The organism is Bacillus sp. VA15 (assembly GCF_055721145.1).
In genome coordinates, this window is the sequence record NZ_JBVQPQ010000002.1 from 505,195 (window position 1) to 521,035 (window position 15,841).

At 43.6% G+C, this 15,841-nt stretch carries 16 protein-coding genes; 1 reads left to right on the forward strand and 15 read right to left on the reverse strand.

All coding sequences use genetic code 11. From position 1 onward, the window contains the following. Nucleotides 1-4: 4 nt before the first annotated feature. From pfkB to AC0DBE_RS07520, 14 genes are all read right to left on the reverse strand, one after another. Nucleotides 5-916, reverse strand: a complete 912-nt coding sequence (gene pfkB, locus AC0DBE_RS07455) for a 1-phosphofructokinase (protein WP_072566214.1) — start codon at nucleotides 914-916, stop codon at nucleotides 5-7. Further along, complete coding sequence (locus AC0DBE_RS07460) at nucleotides 913-1,668, reverse strand: DeoR/GlpR family DNA-binding transcription regulator (protein ID WP_003218720.1); 756 nt, start codon at nucleotides 1,666-1,668, stop codon at nucleotides 913-915. The genes pfkB and AC0DBE_RS07460 overlap by 4 nt, the downstream gene beginning before the upstream one ends. A 279-nt stretch (nucleotides 1,669-1,947) precedes the next feature. Continuing rightward, on the reverse strand, nucleotides 1,948-3,141 hold the full coding sequence (gene skiZ, locus AC0DBE_RS07465; RefSeq protein ID WP_014113641.1) for a sporulation-delaying-protein transporter subunit SkiZ: 1,194 nt from the start codon (nucleotides 3,139-3,141) through the stop codon (nucleotides 1,948-1,950). Further along, nucleotides 3,138-3,830, reverse strand: a complete 693-nt coding sequence (yknY, locus tag AC0DBE_RS07470) for an ABC transporter ATP-binding protein YknY (protein WP_072566213.1) — start codon at nucleotides 3,828-3,830, stop codon at nucleotides 3,138-3,140. The genes skiZ and yknY overlap by 4 nt, the downstream gene beginning before the upstream one ends. Continuing rightward, nucleotides 3,831-4,964, reverse strand: a complete 1,134-nt coding sequence (locus AC0DBE_RS07475) for an efflux RND transporter periplasmic adaptor subunit (RefSeq protein ID WP_409509666.1) — start codon at nucleotides 4,962-4,964, stop codon at nucleotides 3,831-3,833. A gap of 4 nt (nucleotides 4,965-4,968) precedes the next feature. After that, nucleotides 4,969-5,664 carry a YknW family membrane protein gene (gene yknW / locus AC0DBE_RS07480; RefSeq protein ID WP_014113638.1) on the reverse strand — a complete coding sequence of 232 codons (696 nt, stop codon included), beginning with the start codon at nucleotides 5,662-5,664 and terminating at the stop codon, nucleotides 4,969-4,971. 114 nt (nucleotides 5,665-5,778) lie between these two features. Beyond that, nucleotides 5,779-7,593 (reverse strand): ABC transporter ATP-binding protein, encoded by a 1,815-nt coding sequence (locus tag AC0DBE_RS07485; protein ID WP_472961641.1) that lies wholly within the window; start codon nucleotides 7,591-7,593, stop codon nucleotides 5,779-5,781. A gap of 10 nt (nucleotides 7,594-7,603) precedes the next feature. Further along, nucleotides 7,604-9,361 carry an ABC transporter ATP-binding protein gene (locus AC0DBE_RS07490; protein ID WP_472961643.1) on the reverse strand — a complete coding sequence of 586 codons (1,758 nt, stop codon included), beginning with the start codon at nucleotides 9,359-9,361 and terminating at the stop codon, nucleotides 7,604-7,606. Nucleotides 9,362-9,585: 224 nt separating this feature from the next. Further along, nucleotides 9,586-9,819 carry a molybdopterin converting factor subunit 1 gene (gene moaD, locus AC0DBE_RS07495; protein WP_014113635.1) on the reverse strand — a complete coding sequence of 78 codons (234 nt, stop codon included), beginning with the start codon at nucleotides 9,817-9,819 and terminating at the stop codon, nucleotides 9,586-9,588. Next, nucleotides 9,812-10,285, reverse strand: a complete 474-nt coding sequence (locus tag AC0DBE_RS07500; RefSeq protein ID WP_014113634.1) for a molybdenum cofactor biosynthesis protein MoaE — start codon at nucleotides 10,283-10,285, stop codon at nucleotides 9,812-9,814. Before AC0DBE_RS07500 ends, moaD begins: the two co-directional genes overlap by 8 nt. Beyond that, nucleotides 10,272-10,805 carry a molybdopterin-guanine dinucleotide biosynthesis protein B gene (gene mobB, locus AC0DBE_RS07505; RefSeq protein WP_014113633.1) on the reverse strand — a complete coding sequence of 178 codons (534 nt, stop codon included), beginning with the start codon at nucleotides 10,803-10,805 and terminating at the stop codon, nucleotides 10,272-10,274. The genes AC0DBE_RS07500 and mobB overlap by 14 nt, the downstream gene beginning before the upstream one ends. Next, entirely contained in the window at nucleotides 10,766-12,058 is a 1,293-nt protein-coding gene (locus tag AC0DBE_RS07510) for a molybdopterin molybdotransferase MoeA (protein WP_014113632.1), read from the reverse strand. The genes mobB and AC0DBE_RS07510 overlap by 40 nt, the downstream gene beginning before the upstream one ends. 17 nt (nucleotides 12,059-12,075) lie before the next feature. Beyond that, nucleotides 12,076-13,095, reverse strand: coding sequence for a MoeB/ThiF family adenylyltransferase (locus tag AC0DBE_RS07515; RefSeq protein ID WP_014113631.1), 1,020 nt, complete (start codon nucleotides 13,093-13,095; stop codon nucleotides 12,076-12,078). 50 nt (nucleotides 13,096-13,145) lie between these two features. Further along, entirely contained in the window at nucleotides 13,146-13,745 is a 600-nt protein-coding gene (locus tag AC0DBE_RS07520) for a molybdenum cofactor guanylyltransferase (protein WP_014113630.1), read from the reverse strand. Between the two features lie 135 nt (nucleotides 13,746-13,880). Between AC0DBE_RS07520 and AC0DBE_RS07525 the strand changes: the two genes are divergently transcribed. Beyond that, nucleotides 13,881-14,846, forward strand: a complete 966-nt coding sequence (locus AC0DBE_RS07525; RefSeq protein ID WP_242733359.1) for a coiled-coil domain-containing protein — start codon at nucleotides 13,881-13,883, stop codon at nucleotides 14,844-14,846. 40 nt (nucleotides 14,847-14,886) lie between these two features. On the opposite strand, the gene rok is transcribed toward AC0DBE_RS07525, so the two are convergent. Beyond that, nucleotides 14,887-15,471 carry a transcriptional regulator Rok gene (rok, locus tag AC0DBE_RS07530; protein ID WP_061187376.1) on the reverse strand — a complete coding sequence of 195 codons (585 nt, stop codon included), beginning with the start codon at nucleotides 15,469-15,471 and terminating at the stop codon, nucleotides 14,887-14,889. Nucleotides 15,472-15,841: the final 370 nt, after the last annotated feature.

A 15,841-nucleotide genomic window follows, 5' to 3' on the forward strand; every position in this document is an offset into this window, starting at 1 on the left:
TCCTCTATAGACGTGTGACCTTAACTTCAGGAAGAAGCTGCTGGACAAATTCTTCTGTTCCAAGTTCTTCGGAGAACGCGGTAGCGCTGCCTGATGTCACTCCTAAGCGGAATGCTTCTTCAAGCGGCAGCTGTTTGGAAATACCGGCAAGGAACCCTGCAACGACGGAATCTCCCGCTCCGACTGAGTTTACCAATTCCCCCTTTGGCACGTTAGCAAAATAAACACCTTCGTTCGTAAACAGAAGCGCTCCGTCTCCTGCCATGGATACGATTACATGTTCAGCACCTTGTTCTACAAGCTTTTTCCCATAAGGAACGGCTTCTTCAACAGATGTAATTGTCGTGCCGAACATTTCTCCAAGCTCATGATGGTTTGGCTTCATCAAAAACGGTTTCATTTCTGTCGCTTTCAAAAGCGCCTCGCCTGAGATATCCAGAACAACTCGTGCGTTCTGCTGTTTGCAGGCCTCTGCGATTTTTTCATAAGTATCGTGAGGCAGTGAAGATGGAATGCTTCCCGCAAGGACGACGATATCTCCCTCTTGCAGAGATTGGAACTGTTCTAAAAAGGCTTTGAAATCTTCACCCGAAATTGTCGGTCCCTGCCCGTTAATTTCAGTTTCATCACCAGTTTTCAGCTTTACATTGATACGGGTATCTCCTTTTACTTCAGAAAAAGCTGTTTCCAGGTTCTCTTCCCGCAAAAATGTTTTGATATATTCTCCGGTAAATCCGCCGACGAATCCGAGCGCTTTAGACGGTACATGGTGTCTTTTCAGCAGTCTCGATACGTTGATGCCTTTGCCCCCTGGATACTTTGTATCGTATACGGAACGGTTCAGGCCTCCTACAGTAAAATCTTCAACGTGAACAATATAATCGACAGATGGATTAAGTGTTACAGTGTAAATCATGGTTTCACTACCTTTACGACAGTTTTTTCTTGGTAATTATCGAATGTAAGCTCTTCAGCGTCAGTCGTAATGATTGTTGCGTCGCCTATTCCGGCGAATGCCGAAAATGAAATTTCTCCGAATTTCGAAGGGTCTGCTAAGACGTAAGCGTGTTTTGCCTGTTTGACAGCTTTCTGTTTTAAAAGGGCCTCATCAGGGTCCGGCGTTGTGAAGCCAGCCTCTGTATGCACACCGTTTGTCCCCAGAAAGCTCTTGTCGAATCTGTACTGATCCATGGCAATCAGTGAAGCGCCTCCAATAACCGCGCCCGTTCTGTGCTTTACGTATCCTCCAAGCAGATAAAAAGAAATTTCTTTCCTTATTAATGCTTCGATATGCATCACCCCGTTTGTGACAACGACAATATCTTTGCTTTTATCCATAAAATCAATCATGTGCAAAGTCGTCGTGCCTGCATCAAGGTAAATGCAGTCCCCTTCTTCTAAAAGTGAAGCAGCTTTTTCAGCAATCTTCAATTTGTCGTGAAGGTTTTTGGATGATTTTTCAAGCATATCGGGTTCAAGTCTGATATCGGAAAGCTTGGCCGCTCCCCCATGAACACGCTTTAAAAAACCGCGTTCTTCAAGTGTCGATAAATCTCTTCTGATTGTTGATTCAGAAGCATTTGTCAGATTTATGAGCTCTTGAATTTTTACCACATCATACTTTTCTATTTGATCAATAATCAATTGATGCCGTTCAGGAGTTAACATGCTTCACCTCCTAATGAAAACGTATTCATTTTGAATACAATTTCATTGTAAACGCTCTTTTCAATTTAGGCAACTAAAATCATTCAAATTCATTCAATAACTATCAAAATCTTTCACGTTTCTCCATATTAACGTATGTCTATAGGGTTTGTAAACTGTAAATTCGACAAAAATAAGGACAATTGTACGACATTTTCTTCTTATTTTAATGAAAAAAGTCTTTTATATTCATAGTAGAAACCATTAAACATAAAAAAACCTCATGCAGGTTGCATGAGGTTACTCATAACGCAGCGCTTCAATCGGATCAAGCTTTGCGGCTTTATTTGCAGGAAGCATGCCGAAAATAACACCAATGAGCATACTGAACAGCACGCCCCCGCATACAACCTGCCAGGATATGAGTGACGGCCAGCCCGCAATGGCAGAAACAAGCGCGGCCCCTCCGTATCCGATTCCAATCCCAATCAGTCCGCCGATAAGCGTCAATACGACTGATTCAATTAAAAACTGAGTCAGAATCTGCCCCCTCGTCGCACCGAGTGATTTTCTGATTCCGATTTCTCGCGTCCGTTCTGTGACTGATACGAGCATAATATTCATGACACCGATTCCGCCCACCAAAAGAGAGATCCCTGCAATTGAGCCGATAATCGTCGTCATAATCGCCGTTACTTTGCCAATCCCGGCAGCAATCTCTTCCATGTTCATCACTTGATACGAATCCTCTGTGCCATGATTGTCATTTACCAGCTGTGCCGCTTCTTTTCCAGCTGATTTTATGTCATCTGCTGATTCAACTTGCAATGATACATTACTGAAATCACTTGTGCCAAAAGAGGATTTCATCATATTAAATGGCACATACATTTCACTTAAACCGAAAGAAAGCAAGCCTGTTTCTTTTTTCAGCACGCCGATAATTTCAACAGGCTGTCCGTTGATCCAGACTACTTCACCGAGAGGGGAGGTTTTATTAAACAGCTCTTCAGCCATCTTTTGAGAGATGACTCCGGCTCTTTTCCCCGCGAGAAAATCATTGTCATTAAAGGTTCGGCCGCTATCGATTTCTAAAGAATTAGCATTCATGTATCCATCGTTTATGCCGTTAATCGTAACATCGGTTTCTTCCTCATGATAACGTGCTGTCATACTTTCAGAAGTCGAGGCAACGACTTGTTTGATGCCCTCTATCTCTTTTAAACCTTTAATATCGTTTTCTGTAAAAGTAGATTCTGCTAAGGCGTTCGGATTGCTTGCAAGCTCCTCATCGCTTGGCATATAGTACAGCTCCACGGTATTTCCCGGGCCGCTGATCGACTGCTTCAGCATTTGCTCTCCGCCCTGTCCTACCGCAACGACAACAATGACAGAGCCTACACCAATGATAATGCCGAGCATCGTTAAGATCGAACGCATTTTATGGGCAAGGACAGAGCTTAGAGCCATTCTGATGTTTTCTAACAGGCTCATTCTCCCACACTCCTTTGTCCGGAGCTGGCAGGAACAATGTTTCCGTCACGCACCATGACGATCCGATTCGTGCAATCTGCAACTTCCGGCTCGTGAGTAACAAGAACGATTGTCGTTCCCTCGGCATTTAATGCTGTAAATTGATCCATAATCGCCTCGCTTGTTTTCGTATCCAGCGCGCCGGTCGGTTCATCAGCTAAAATCAATTTTGGCTCATTCACGATCGCCCTCGCAATCGCCACCCGCTGCTTCTGTCCGCCCGACAGCTCATTGGGCATGTGAAGCATTCGATCGGCTAACCCGACCTTTTCCAACGCTTTCTCAGCCCGTTCTTGCCGTTCTTTTTTGCCTATACCGGAATAAATCATCGGCAGTTCAACATTTTTTTTTGCGTTCAGCCGCGGAAGAAGCTGAAATTGCTGAAATACAAAACCGATAGACCGGTTACGGACTGCCGCCAATTCTTTATCTTTATATGAAGAAATATCTTCGCCGTCTAATTTATACGTACCGGAAGTCGGCCGGTCAAGACATCCGATAATATTCATGATCGTCGATTTCCCTGATCCTGACGGCCCCATAATCGAGACATATTCCCCTTGATGAATGTCCAAATCAATAGAATGGAGAACATCAAACGTTTCCTTGCCGATCTGGTAGCTTTTTCGCACATTAGAAAGCTGAATCATTTATGCTTTCACTTCCGTTCCATCGGTTACCTGATCAGAAGGATTCAAAATGACTTGATCATCTTGAGAAATTCCCTCTTTAATTTCTGTCAGATCATCTGTTACTTGACCGATTTTGACATCAACTCGTTTTGCTTTTCCGTCTTTTACTGTATACACATAATATTGATCATCTTCTTTTTTGACTGCCTTTGAAGGAAGCGTATTTGCTTTCCGCTTATCTGTTTCAATATTCATGATGAATTTAAACCCTGGCTTTCCTTCTGGAAGATTCCCTTTTATTTTCACTTGAAGCGGGTACTGGACCGCTTGTTCTGTTCCTTGTGCCGCAGTGCTTTCCTGCTGATCCGGAACAAGTCCGACTGCGGAAACTGTGCCTTTCCATGTTTTATCCTGAATAACATCTGAAGTGAGTGTGACCTTCTGGCCTTTTTTGACTTTCAGTGTATCGTATTCAGACAATTTCCCTGAGACGACAAGGTCTTTCGGGTTGCCGATATGTATGACAGGCTCTTGAATATCTGATTTTTTGGATGCCGCTTCTTGGTTGACAGAAATAACGGTGCCTTCGATTTCGCTTTTCACTTGAAGATCTGACACCCGATTGGCAAGTGACTGCCGCTGAAGCTCGGTTTGTTTTAATTCGATCTCAGCAGTTTTTTCCTGCATTTGAAGCTCCGTCCGCTCAGATTCAATTTGTTTTTCTGCTTCTTTCTTGCCAACCTGTTTTTCCAGTTCTTTTTCTTTGCTGTCTAAGGCTTTTAACTTTTCTTGTATTTGGTCAATTTGAAGCTGATTCGATTGAGCCGTTAACTGGTTCTGTTCTTTTTCCAGGCTTAGCTGCTCATTTGTATAGGTGATCAAAGGCGTGCCCTTTTTAACTTTATCGCCTTCCTTTACTTTAATGTCTTCTAATGTCCCTTTATCCGCTTCATAAAACACATACTGTTCATTTGAAAATTTAAGTGTGCCGGGAACCATAACCGTTGACGAGATTTCTTTTTCTTCGAGGCCTCCCGTCTGTATCTTCTGGCCAGCGCTGCCGCTTGTCGGAGCGGCAGACCGGTAAATATTCATTCCAATAAAAAGAGCGACTAAAACTGCGATTCCAATTCCGATCCAGACTTTTTTCATAAGTTTATGCACCCGCCACAGAATTGATTAAACCTGAAAAGAACGAAAATGCAATCAGAATCCCGAAAAGAACAATCACTGAAATCCATCCTGCTTTTTTTGAGATGCCGCCTGTTTTGTGAAGTCCGATTGCCAATAATACATAGCTCCATATACTGAATATCTCAAAGGTATTTAACACGCTGGCGAGAGCTCCGTCAGATGGGATAATCCCTGCCAGTGACGTCGTGCTGTAAAGAGGATTCACGTCAGTCGTAAAAGCAACGATTCCGTTAACCAATAATCCAAGACTGCTAATCAAAGAGACAAACAGACCGAGAGAAAGCATTTTTTTGTATGTCGTAACTCCGCCTGATATTTTTACACAGAGCCAATAAATAAGAGGGGCAATAAATAACGCTGCGATACCGCCGAAAATAGCGCCTGCCATTCCTCCAAATTTGGTTATTGTTGCGACAGTTTCAATTTGTTCAGCTGATAGCCCTTGAGTGTCCCCGCTTTTCAAAAGCTCACTATAATCCGTACCGAGTGATTGCAGTACCGCGCCGACGATGATAATCGCTGCAACAATAAAAAGCGGTCCCCATACAGCCGGTCTTTCTCTTATTCTTTCAAATTGAACGGACGGACTTGTGATCACTCCAAAAAGTGATGGCTTTTCAGTCGCCATTCCGCTGTTTTTTTCTACATTTGTTTCCATTATAAAACCTCCTCGAGAATATCTAACAAATAGTACGGGAGAGGTATCAAAAAGTTTCATGTTTTTCTAATAAATTTCCAAAAGCCTTCAATTTATAACTGAAGGCTTTTTATATTATTCTATCGTTGCACTATATTGCGCTTTTACAAGCCCGGCATAGATGCCCCCTTTAGCGAGCAGCTGCTCATGGTTTCCTTCTTCCATTTTCTTGCCGTGATCAAGAACAATGATGCGGTCGGCGTCGCGGATTGTGGACAATCTGTGGGCGATCATCACTGCTGTACGCCCATTCAGCAGCGTTTTTAACGCCTGCTGAATTTTCACCTCCGTCTCTGTATCAATACTGGCCGTTGCTTCGTCAAGGATGATAATAGCTGGATCGGCGAGCAATGCTCTTGCAAAGGAAATGAGCTGGCGCTGTCCGGCAGACAGTACGCTGCCCCTTTCCTCCACCTCTGTTTTGTATCCTTCTGCTAAACCAGAAATAAATTCATCCGCTCCGACCGCTTTGGCTGCTTTCATCACTTCTTCGTCTGAAGCACCCGGCCGGCCAAAACGAATATTTTCCATGATGGTCCCGGAGAAAATAAATGTATCTTGCAGCACAATGCTGATTTGAGTACGCAGACTGGCAAGGGAGAGATCCTTTATCGGAATGCCGTCTATTTTAATGGTGCCTCCCGTGGCATCATAAAAACGGCTGATTAAATTGGCGATCGTCGTTTTCCCGCTCCCCGTATGTCCGACAAGCGCAAGCGTCGAGCCCGCCGGGATAGAGAAGGAAACCGCGTGAAGGGCTTTTCGTTTTTCATCATACGAAAATTCAACCTCTTCAAAACTGATCTCCCCACTTATCTTTTTCTTATGAATGGCATCCGGCTTCTCCTTGACATTTGGCTGTTCGTCCAGAAACTCAAAAATCCGTTCGGATGATGCCATCCCCATTAACAGCTGGTTATAAACCTGGCCCAGTCTCGAAATAGGTTCCCAAAACATGCCCAGATAGAAGGCAAAAGAAACGAAGACGCCAATCGTGATGGTTTCATTCATGATGAGTGTGGCGCCATACCAAATCAAAACAGCCGTTCCTATCGCATTCGTCATTTCTACCAACGGACGGAACATGGCATTTTTTCTTGTTGCTTCCCTCCATGATTGATAGTTCTCCTGATTGACGCCGTCAAAAAACGCCATGTTTTCTTCTTCCTGCGTAAATGCCTGCGTGACACGGATGCCCTGAATGCTTTCATTCAGATGAGAATTGAGCTTCGATTGCTTAAGGCGCACCGTTTGCCAGGAGCGGCGTATTTTTTTTCTGAGACTTGTTGAAATAAAAAACATGATCGGCAGTGTCACCATAATGGCGATAGTCAGCTCAGGGCTCAGTGTAAACAAAATGATGATAACACCAGCCAGAAGGAGCAAGTCGGTCAATAAGTTGATGACTCCGCTTGTAAAGAGCTCTTGAAGAGAGTTAATATCATTCATAATCCTGACCAAGATCGATCCGGCCGACCGCTGATCAAAAAATCGATGGGATAAGCGCTGCACATGGGTAAATAAATGCTGGCGCAAATCGTAAATCACATGCTGGCCAAGCTGATTCATCCACCTGATTCTTAACACATTGGCGGCATAATTGAGCACATATAAACCGCTAATGATAAAAATGAGCTGGGTCAGCAGCTCCGAGTTTCTCGCTGTAATCGCTTGATCGAGAACATAAACACCGATCAGAATAGGAATCACAAGCTTCACAGCAGTCCCAATCAATACAGTGAGAAAGGAAAGCGGCAAAATTGTTTTTCGATAAGGTTTGACATAACTCAGCAGCCGCCACATTTGAGCCCAGTTAAACGGCTTTTCAATGATTTCATCTGAAGAATAATAGAAACGCTCCAAAATCCCCTGTTTTTTTGCTTGTTTCATATGGCCCTCCCTATCCGACCTGATGCGGCTCATTTATCATTTTGACATCACGGTATTGCAAATCGTAAATCTTTTTATAGTAGCCGCCTTTTTCAAGAAGCTCGTGATGTGTTCCCCTTTCACAAATGCGCCCTTTATCAAAAACGAGAATTTCATCGGCGTGTTTCAATGAAGAAATGCGGTGAGCGATGATAAAGGTTGTGCGATTTTTCATGACTTCTTTTAAGGCAAGCTGTATGCTGTGCTCCGTTTGCATATCTACTGCGCTTGTGGCATCGTCCAATATTAAAACGCTCGGGTTCAAACAAATGGCTCTCGCAATGGCGATACGCTGTTTCTGTCCGCCGGAAAGTCCCATTCCCCTCTCTCCCAGCATGGTGTCATATCCATCAGGAAGCTCCATAATAAAGTCGTGAGCCTGCGCCCTTTTTGCCGCTTCGATGATGTCATCCATTGAGGCATCTGGCCTCCCGTACGAAATGTTTGATCGAATCGTAGATGAAAACAGAAAAGATTCTTGAAGTACGACCCCGATATTGGAGCGAAGGGTTTTTAACGAATAATCTGTGATGGGTTTGTGATCAATGGTAATCATTCCGCCAACAGGGCTGTAAAATCTGGTGAGGAGCTGTGTAACTGAGCTTTTGCCTGAACCTGTCGGGCCCAATAGTCCGATTATCTTCCCGCTGTTTGCCTCAAAGCTTACATTGCACAGCGCGTTTGTTTGTTCTTTTCCGTATGCAAGAGAAACATTTTTGAAATGGACATTTCCGGTTAATTTTTGTTTATGCAAAGCATGAGCATGGTCTGTGATGTCTTCTTCTTTTTCCAGAATTTCCAGCAGGCGTTCACCTGACGCTTTTGCTTGAGAGAACATATTGATTACAAAGCCTAAGTTCATAATCGGCCACATCATATAATTGACGAGGCTGAAAAAAGCGACAAGCTCGCCGGGATTAAGCTGATTTTGCATGACCAAGTAGCCGCCGTATGAGAGGAGAGCTACAATACAAATGTTCCCGATGAACTCCATTAAAGGGAAATACGTAGACCAAATGGATGATGTTTGTAAATATTGTGCCCTGTATTCCGCATTGGCTTTATTAAAAGTGCTGATCTGAAAATCTTCCCTTGAAAGAGATTTAACCGTATTGATGCCGCTGATATTTTCTTGGACTTTTGTATTGAGTTTCGCAAACGATTTGCGGATGCCTCTAAAGGCAGGATGGACCCTTTTGTCAAACTGATATACCGCAACAGCGAGAAATGGCAGAACAGCTATGGTCACAAGCGTAAGTGGAACAGAATAGTAAAACATGACTGACAGGCTGATGGCGACCAGCAGGCCGAATCGAATGAGCTCAGCGAGACCGTATGATAAGAAAAAACGAAGCCCTTCAACATCAGCTGTCAGCCTGGACATCAAATCTCCTGTTTTCGCATTATCATAATAAGAAAAAGAAAGCCGCTGCAGTTTTTCATACAGACCATTTCTCAGCCGATAAACGGATTTGATTCCAAACATATCACCTAAATATTGATGAAAAAAAGTGGCGGTTCCTTTCAAGGCCATTACCGCAATAAACCCTAAGCTGACCCATGTTGCAAGCTGATACTGCCGTCCCAGTACGATTTCATCAATCGTAATTTGCAGGATAATCGGGTAAACGACAGTAATCGCAGTCATCAAAAGCATGGCCAGAAGCGACCACATAAACACTTTTCTGTACGGCCAATAAAACATTTTTAACCTTTTAAATGTCTCCATATCCAGCACCTTTCCAATTTTTATCATCTTTACTATATCGATACCCGAAATAAATTTCTATTGTTTTTCAAAAATTCAGTCTAATGATGGAGTGGGTCTCTTACTTTATAGGGAGTCACTTATATGTAGAATAAACGCTTACAGAAAATCATTGTATGCTGAGGATGCTTGAGGATATGCGAAAAAAACACAGAAAAACCGGATGGCTGAATGCCGTCCGGTTTTCATCCACCGCTGACCGGCGGAATGATGGCTACCGTGTCACCTGAAGATACGGAGGTATTTTCTTTTACATAGCTTTCGTTAACGGCAATCATAGCTGTATCAATAGATTCGAGGCCGTATTGTTCTTTTAGACTCACTTTTATTTCATCTGTTGTTGCTTGTTCCATATCTATTTCCAATGCTTGTGTGCCGGCCTGTTCGGCAAGCCCTGCAAATAAAAGAATTTTAATCATGCTGCTCTCCCTCGCTTAGATCTGGTTTTCCGTTCGGATAAGCTGTTGTTTCAAGCTGGTCGCCGATCCATTGCTCACCGTCTTCCCAAATTTCTTTTTTCCAAATCGGCACAATCTGTTTAATTCGTTCGATCGCATACTCATTGGCTTCATAAGCAGCTTTTCGATGGGGAGAAGATACAGCGATCACGACCGCTGCTTCACCGATATCCAGCACACCTATGCGGTGCGTGATCGCCGCTGAAGCGCCTTCCCACTTTTCTTCGATTTCAGCCCCGATTTGAGCCAGCATCTGTACGGCCATCGGTTCATATGCCTCATATTCAAGGCGAACCGTTCTTTTTCCGTTTGTCCATTCCCGAACCGTGCCAATAAATGTAGTAATTGCCCCTGCTTCCCGTTTCTCCACTTTTTTGACGATGTCTTCAGTAATAATGGGTGTTTTCGTAACCTCAAACCGTTCCATTATGCGATTCCCCCTTCAGCTGTGAGAGCACAAAATCCACCGCAACCGGATCATCCGCATGAAAAACGGGTAATTCCTGCTGCTCTGTCATATGCTCTTTTTTTCTATAGATGATGGCGATTGTATTTACAGTCTGCAGCGCTTCTAGATCTTCCTTTTCGCTTAGTATAACTATTTTAGGATAAGGCGCTTTTTTAAAGCCTTCTATCAGAAGGCAGTCTGTTTCGAGAAACTGATATAACTCGATCAGCCGCGGCAAATCCCAATTGCGGCGGGCTGTCAGCTGTAACACACCAGCACCTTCTACCGCTGTCACATCAGCACCTGCCGCTTGGTAACGATCAGTGTCTTTTCCTTCAGTGAACGTTTGCGGTTCACCGCCGTGACCGTGATGCTTCAGACAGCCTAAATTGAGCCCCTGTTCAGAGGCTTTTTCAAGAATACGCTCAATAAACGTTGTTTTCCCGCTGTTTTGAAATCCTACAACTTGGACGATCGGGAAAGGACAGACCAAGGCCATTCACTTCCATTCTCTTCTCTGATGAGCAGCACTTGAACCGTTCGGCCTGATTCATACCCTCTCGTGCCGCCCGGCAGGATAATAAACGCATTTGCTTCTGCAAGTGACGTAACAGAGCTCGACTTATCTAATCCGACGGGTGTCGCCAACAGCTTCCCTTCCTGGTGATACACGAACGCACGAACAAATCGGGTAAATGGGTTCGGCTTTGGAAAATCCTTTGTCAAAACAGCTTCTGCACAAATTGAATGCGGTTTTTCATTGAACAGCCAAGTCTGGATCATCGGTTTGACAAACAGTTCAAAACCGACATAGCATGCTGACGGATTACCTGACAGGCCAAACAGCAGCATATCGTTTGCATGCGCCACCGTTGTCACGCTGCCCGGGCGCATGGCAACTTTATTAAAGAGCACGTCCGCTCCGAGTTTTTCATAAATCGCAGGCAAAAAGTCAAAATCACCCACTGACACGCCGCCAGTTGTAATCAGAAAATCAACCTTTTTCATTGCTTCTTTGATCGCGGCAAAGCTTTTATCCAGATCATCAGAAATTTTCCCTAAATAAAGTGGTGATCCGCCTGCTTCTATCACTTGCGCATACACCATACTGGCATTGCTGTTGCGGATTTTCCCCGGCTCCAGCGGATCACTAACATTCAGCAATTCGGTACCAGTTGCGATAATCCCGACAACAGGCTTTCTCACAACAGGCACAGATGCGTATCCGAAGGTTGCCAAAAGCGCAGACACTCCTGGTGTTACCCGGGTGCCCTTTCTCAATAAAACACTCCCTTTTTGAGCGTCTTCACCTGTTTTTGAAATATTATCCCCCGGCTGGAAGCGGCGTTTTAAAGACATAAACGCTTTCCCATTCTCCTCAAAGGGTTGAGTCAGCTCTATCATGACGACAGCATCTGCTCCTTCAGGGATTTGAGCTCCAGTCATAATCCGCACGGCCTGAAACGGGCCAAGTTCTTTTTCAGATACAGCCCCCGCTCCAATATGATCTATAACCTCAAACCGAACTGGGTTCTCACGTGAAGCTTCAGCCGTATCGCACGCTCTGACAGCAAAACCGTCATATGGCGAACGGTCAAATGCAGGTACGTGGTGATCCGCTGTTACATCTTCAGCTAAAAATCGATGAAGGCTTTCTTCAAGCGCCACCCATTCCGTTTCCCCTTGTTTTTGAAAATAGCTGACACGCCGAACTGCCTCGTCTACCGGTATCGGTGTTCTTTTCTCCAGCATTCTGACCCCTCCTGTTGTTACAATCCAATTACTCTTGCCAACACGGAATTGGCTTCTTTCACATCATTTGTGCCATGCACCAGTGCCCGTCCGTCATTGAAAATGACGATTCTGAAATCTTCGTAAAAAATATGCAGCAAAAACGCATTGGTCTCGACCTTGCCGATTGTTTTCAGCCGCTTGATGAGCTCCTGTTTCGGAATTCTTTTTAATGATTCCGATCTTACCTGAACTGTATCACGGCCGCACAGTACAGCGGCTTTTGGTGTGTTCCAGTCTTGGAGATAAGGATAAACCGCATGTGCTCCGCAAGACGGGCAATCCTCACGGCGTACATGATCAACGTTAATTTTCATATGTGAGTTGTTCCAGACATCGAATGTCACAAAACCGCGCTGTATCGCGTCTGTTTGTCCGGTTAACAGCTTTAAAGCCTCAGCCTGCTGATAAGCCGAAACGATATGCACAGCGGGCGGAATGATGCCAGCAGTATCACACGTCGCCCCGCCGACAGGAATTTGCTCAAACAAACAAGACAGACAAGGGGTTTCTCCCGGAATAATCGTCATGAACATCCCCTGACTGCTTACACAAGCACCATAGACCCACGGTGTCTTTGTTTTCTGGGCTAGATCATTTATCAGCATGCGGGTTTCAAAATTATCTGTCGCGTCGATCACGACATCTGCTTTTTCAATCAGCGGCTCAAGCGTTTCGGCTGTTCCTTCGGCAACATACGCCTCAATATGTATTCCGCTGTTAATCGCTGATAGATGCTCTTTGGCAGCCATGGCTTTCGGCATACGGAGCTTGGCATCGCTTTCTGTATAAAGCTGCTGCCTTTGCAGGTTGCTCCACTCCACATAGTCACGGTCAATAATGGTAATAGTACCGACCCCCGCTCTAGAAAGCCCTTCAGCACCTGCAGTCCCAAGCGCTCCAGCTCCGACAACCAGCACATGGCTGTCTCCCATTCTTTTCTGGCCTATTTCGCCTATTTGCTTAAATCTGATTTGCCGTGAATAACGCTCCTCCATCAAACCTGTTCTCCTTATCTTTTATGTCATCTTAACATGTTTTTGCTCCATCAGTCCCACCTGAAGGAGTCCGTTTTTTCTTCCAAACGCCTAAAATCATCACGTGTATTAACATTGATAAACTCTGCCGGATTTGCCCCGATCTCTTCAGCCTGTACGTAACAAACCGAAATTCGGCCTAACAAATCTGATATTCTTAATCTCTTCTCAGAGAGCTGATCATATAGAATGGGCATGATTCGTTTATGGTAAATTGCAATAAGCGGCTGCTCCCGTCCGTCTGAAATCGGGACGACCGCGTCTATACCCTCAGTCATCAGACGCTTGAGCTCCAGCATCGTCCTTCTTTGTATCAGCGGCGTGTCACAGGAAAGAACAGTATAAAGATCACCGTCTGTCTTTTTAAAAGCGGTATATATACCAGCCAAAGGCCCCATTCCTTGAAACGGCTCAGCATCTTGATACACTTCGATTTCACCGTTTTCTTGAAATCTATCAATAAACTCAGGACGGCTGATGATAACCATATGTTCTCCAAGCGCCTTTTTAGCCCATTCGTAAAACATCTTGCCTCTCCAATTCACAAACGCCTTCGGTTCTCCGAAGCGGCGTGAGGCTCCTCCTGCCAGCAGTACATTTGTATGCTTCATGTCATCTCACCTCTAGTTCGTTAAAAGCATAGCAAAAGCACAGCCCCAATGCCAATGCTTGTCTGTTTATTAAAGAGGAATAGCTGTTCAGTATTTGCATATTGTAGTGTTAACATCATGAGGGAGATGGTTCGAATGAAAAGATCAGGTCCTTTTTTCCACGACGTGTCTCAGGAGAACCTTTATTTAAAATCAGAGCTATCAAGGTGCCATAAGCTAATTGCCGAACTTGAAGCAAGCTACTTCCATCAGAAAAATAACAAGCTTCTCAAAGAAAATAATGATATGAAAGAAAAACTCCAGCAGCTGTCTGCCGAATTAACACAAATGTCAACGAAGGAAAAACACGCCTCCCATACCAGCCAAACCCTGCACCAAATAAGAGCTGAACTGCTTGATAAAATCGTTGCTTTGCAGGAGCTTCTTTCTGCTGAAACCTATAAACGCAAAGCCGAAATAGAAGAAAAACATAAACTTCATATTGCTAATATCAAAATTGAAGAAGAAAATAAAAATCTTCATAAACGAATCAGCCATCTTCAGGCCTCTATTGAGCAGGAACAAGGCGCACTCCTTCAGGCAAAACAGCAAACCGAATTGATAAAAGCCGAAAATGGCCGTCTAAAAGAGCAAATGGTAGAAAAAGAATATCAGCTAAAACATATTAAAATAGAAGTTGATCATATGAAAGATCGAATCATAGAAACGAAAGAAAGGCTGCTCGAAATAGAAAAAACGAAAGAAAAATTATTTCACGAAACTATTATATCGTATAAACGGCAGCTTGATGAAAGCGATGCCTGGATTGCTTCTCATTTTGCCGATATTGATGGCGGCACGAAACAAAAAGAAAAAACGGCAGAAGAAACTCCAGCGGTCTACACGCAGCCAAATCATGTAGAAACCATACTTCAAGATGTCACCAAGCAGATACATGCGCTTCAAAAACAGCTTGCCCGCGCCCAATCATCAGACCAAGCCATGAGCCATACAATCGAAGAGCTGAAAAACAGAGCCGCTGAAGAAAAGCCATATCAAAAGTGGGTATATAAGCTTAATCTTGAAAAAGAAAACAAACCTTCACAGAAAAAAACTCAATAAAAAAACTGCTTGAGCCATGCCAAGCAGTTTTTCTGTATCTTTAATCATTTGCTGATTCTGCAGATTCAGCTGATTCAATTTCGCCTTCTAAAATGTACTGGCCGCGATACGGCTTTTTCACTTCCGGGTACATTTTAATTAAGCTTTGCATAAACGTTGTCATATTAGGGATTTCAAGACCGCTTTCTTTTTCAATCTCTTTTTGAAGCTCGGAGCTCTTAATCGCCGCATTGTGGCGTTTTAATGTTTTAATGGCAGCTTCACGCAGCTTAGCTGCTTTTGATCCCGGTCTTGCCGTCCCTCTTCTTCTTCGTGTTGTTCCGTCTGGTATACCGGCAGGAAGAGAGGAAATAGATTGAAGCTGAGGCTGAACAGACTGCTGCTGTGATTGCGGCTGATAGCTTCTGATTTCCTGAGCCGCAAGCTCAGCGAGAACCGGCAGAGAGTCAGGTTTTTTTTCAGAACGGAAATCCTTTTTGATTTCGGAAGGGCTTCCATTTCTGTCTAGCTCTCTTAATTTTGCGTATATTTTATCACGTTCAATTTGATATTCACGAATGACTTTCACTTCAGCTTCATTTAATTGTTCTAACCGCAAGCGCAAAGCTTCTCTTTCATTAAACATTCCTCAATGTACCCCCTATCAAAATTAACATCTTTAATTAAGATATTAGATTACAAAAGTAATTTTATCAACTATTATTTTAGCATTTTACTATTATATTTACTCTATGAAAAATTCCTTATTTTCTGAAAATGTTTTATTTTTCAAAAGAGTCCTTTATTCACAAGGGATTGAGGGGCTTTCAAATTCATTTGGTATAATGTTGAAAATATATATATTACTTACTTCTTTAATGAAATTTAGTGTAATATCTACAATTTTCGAGTTATGGGATATGAAATTTATCTAAAATTGAGGAAAAACATCAAAAATGAGCTGTTTTTTTAGCGTATCAATCAAACAAATCATCATTTCCTATACCCAAATTTGG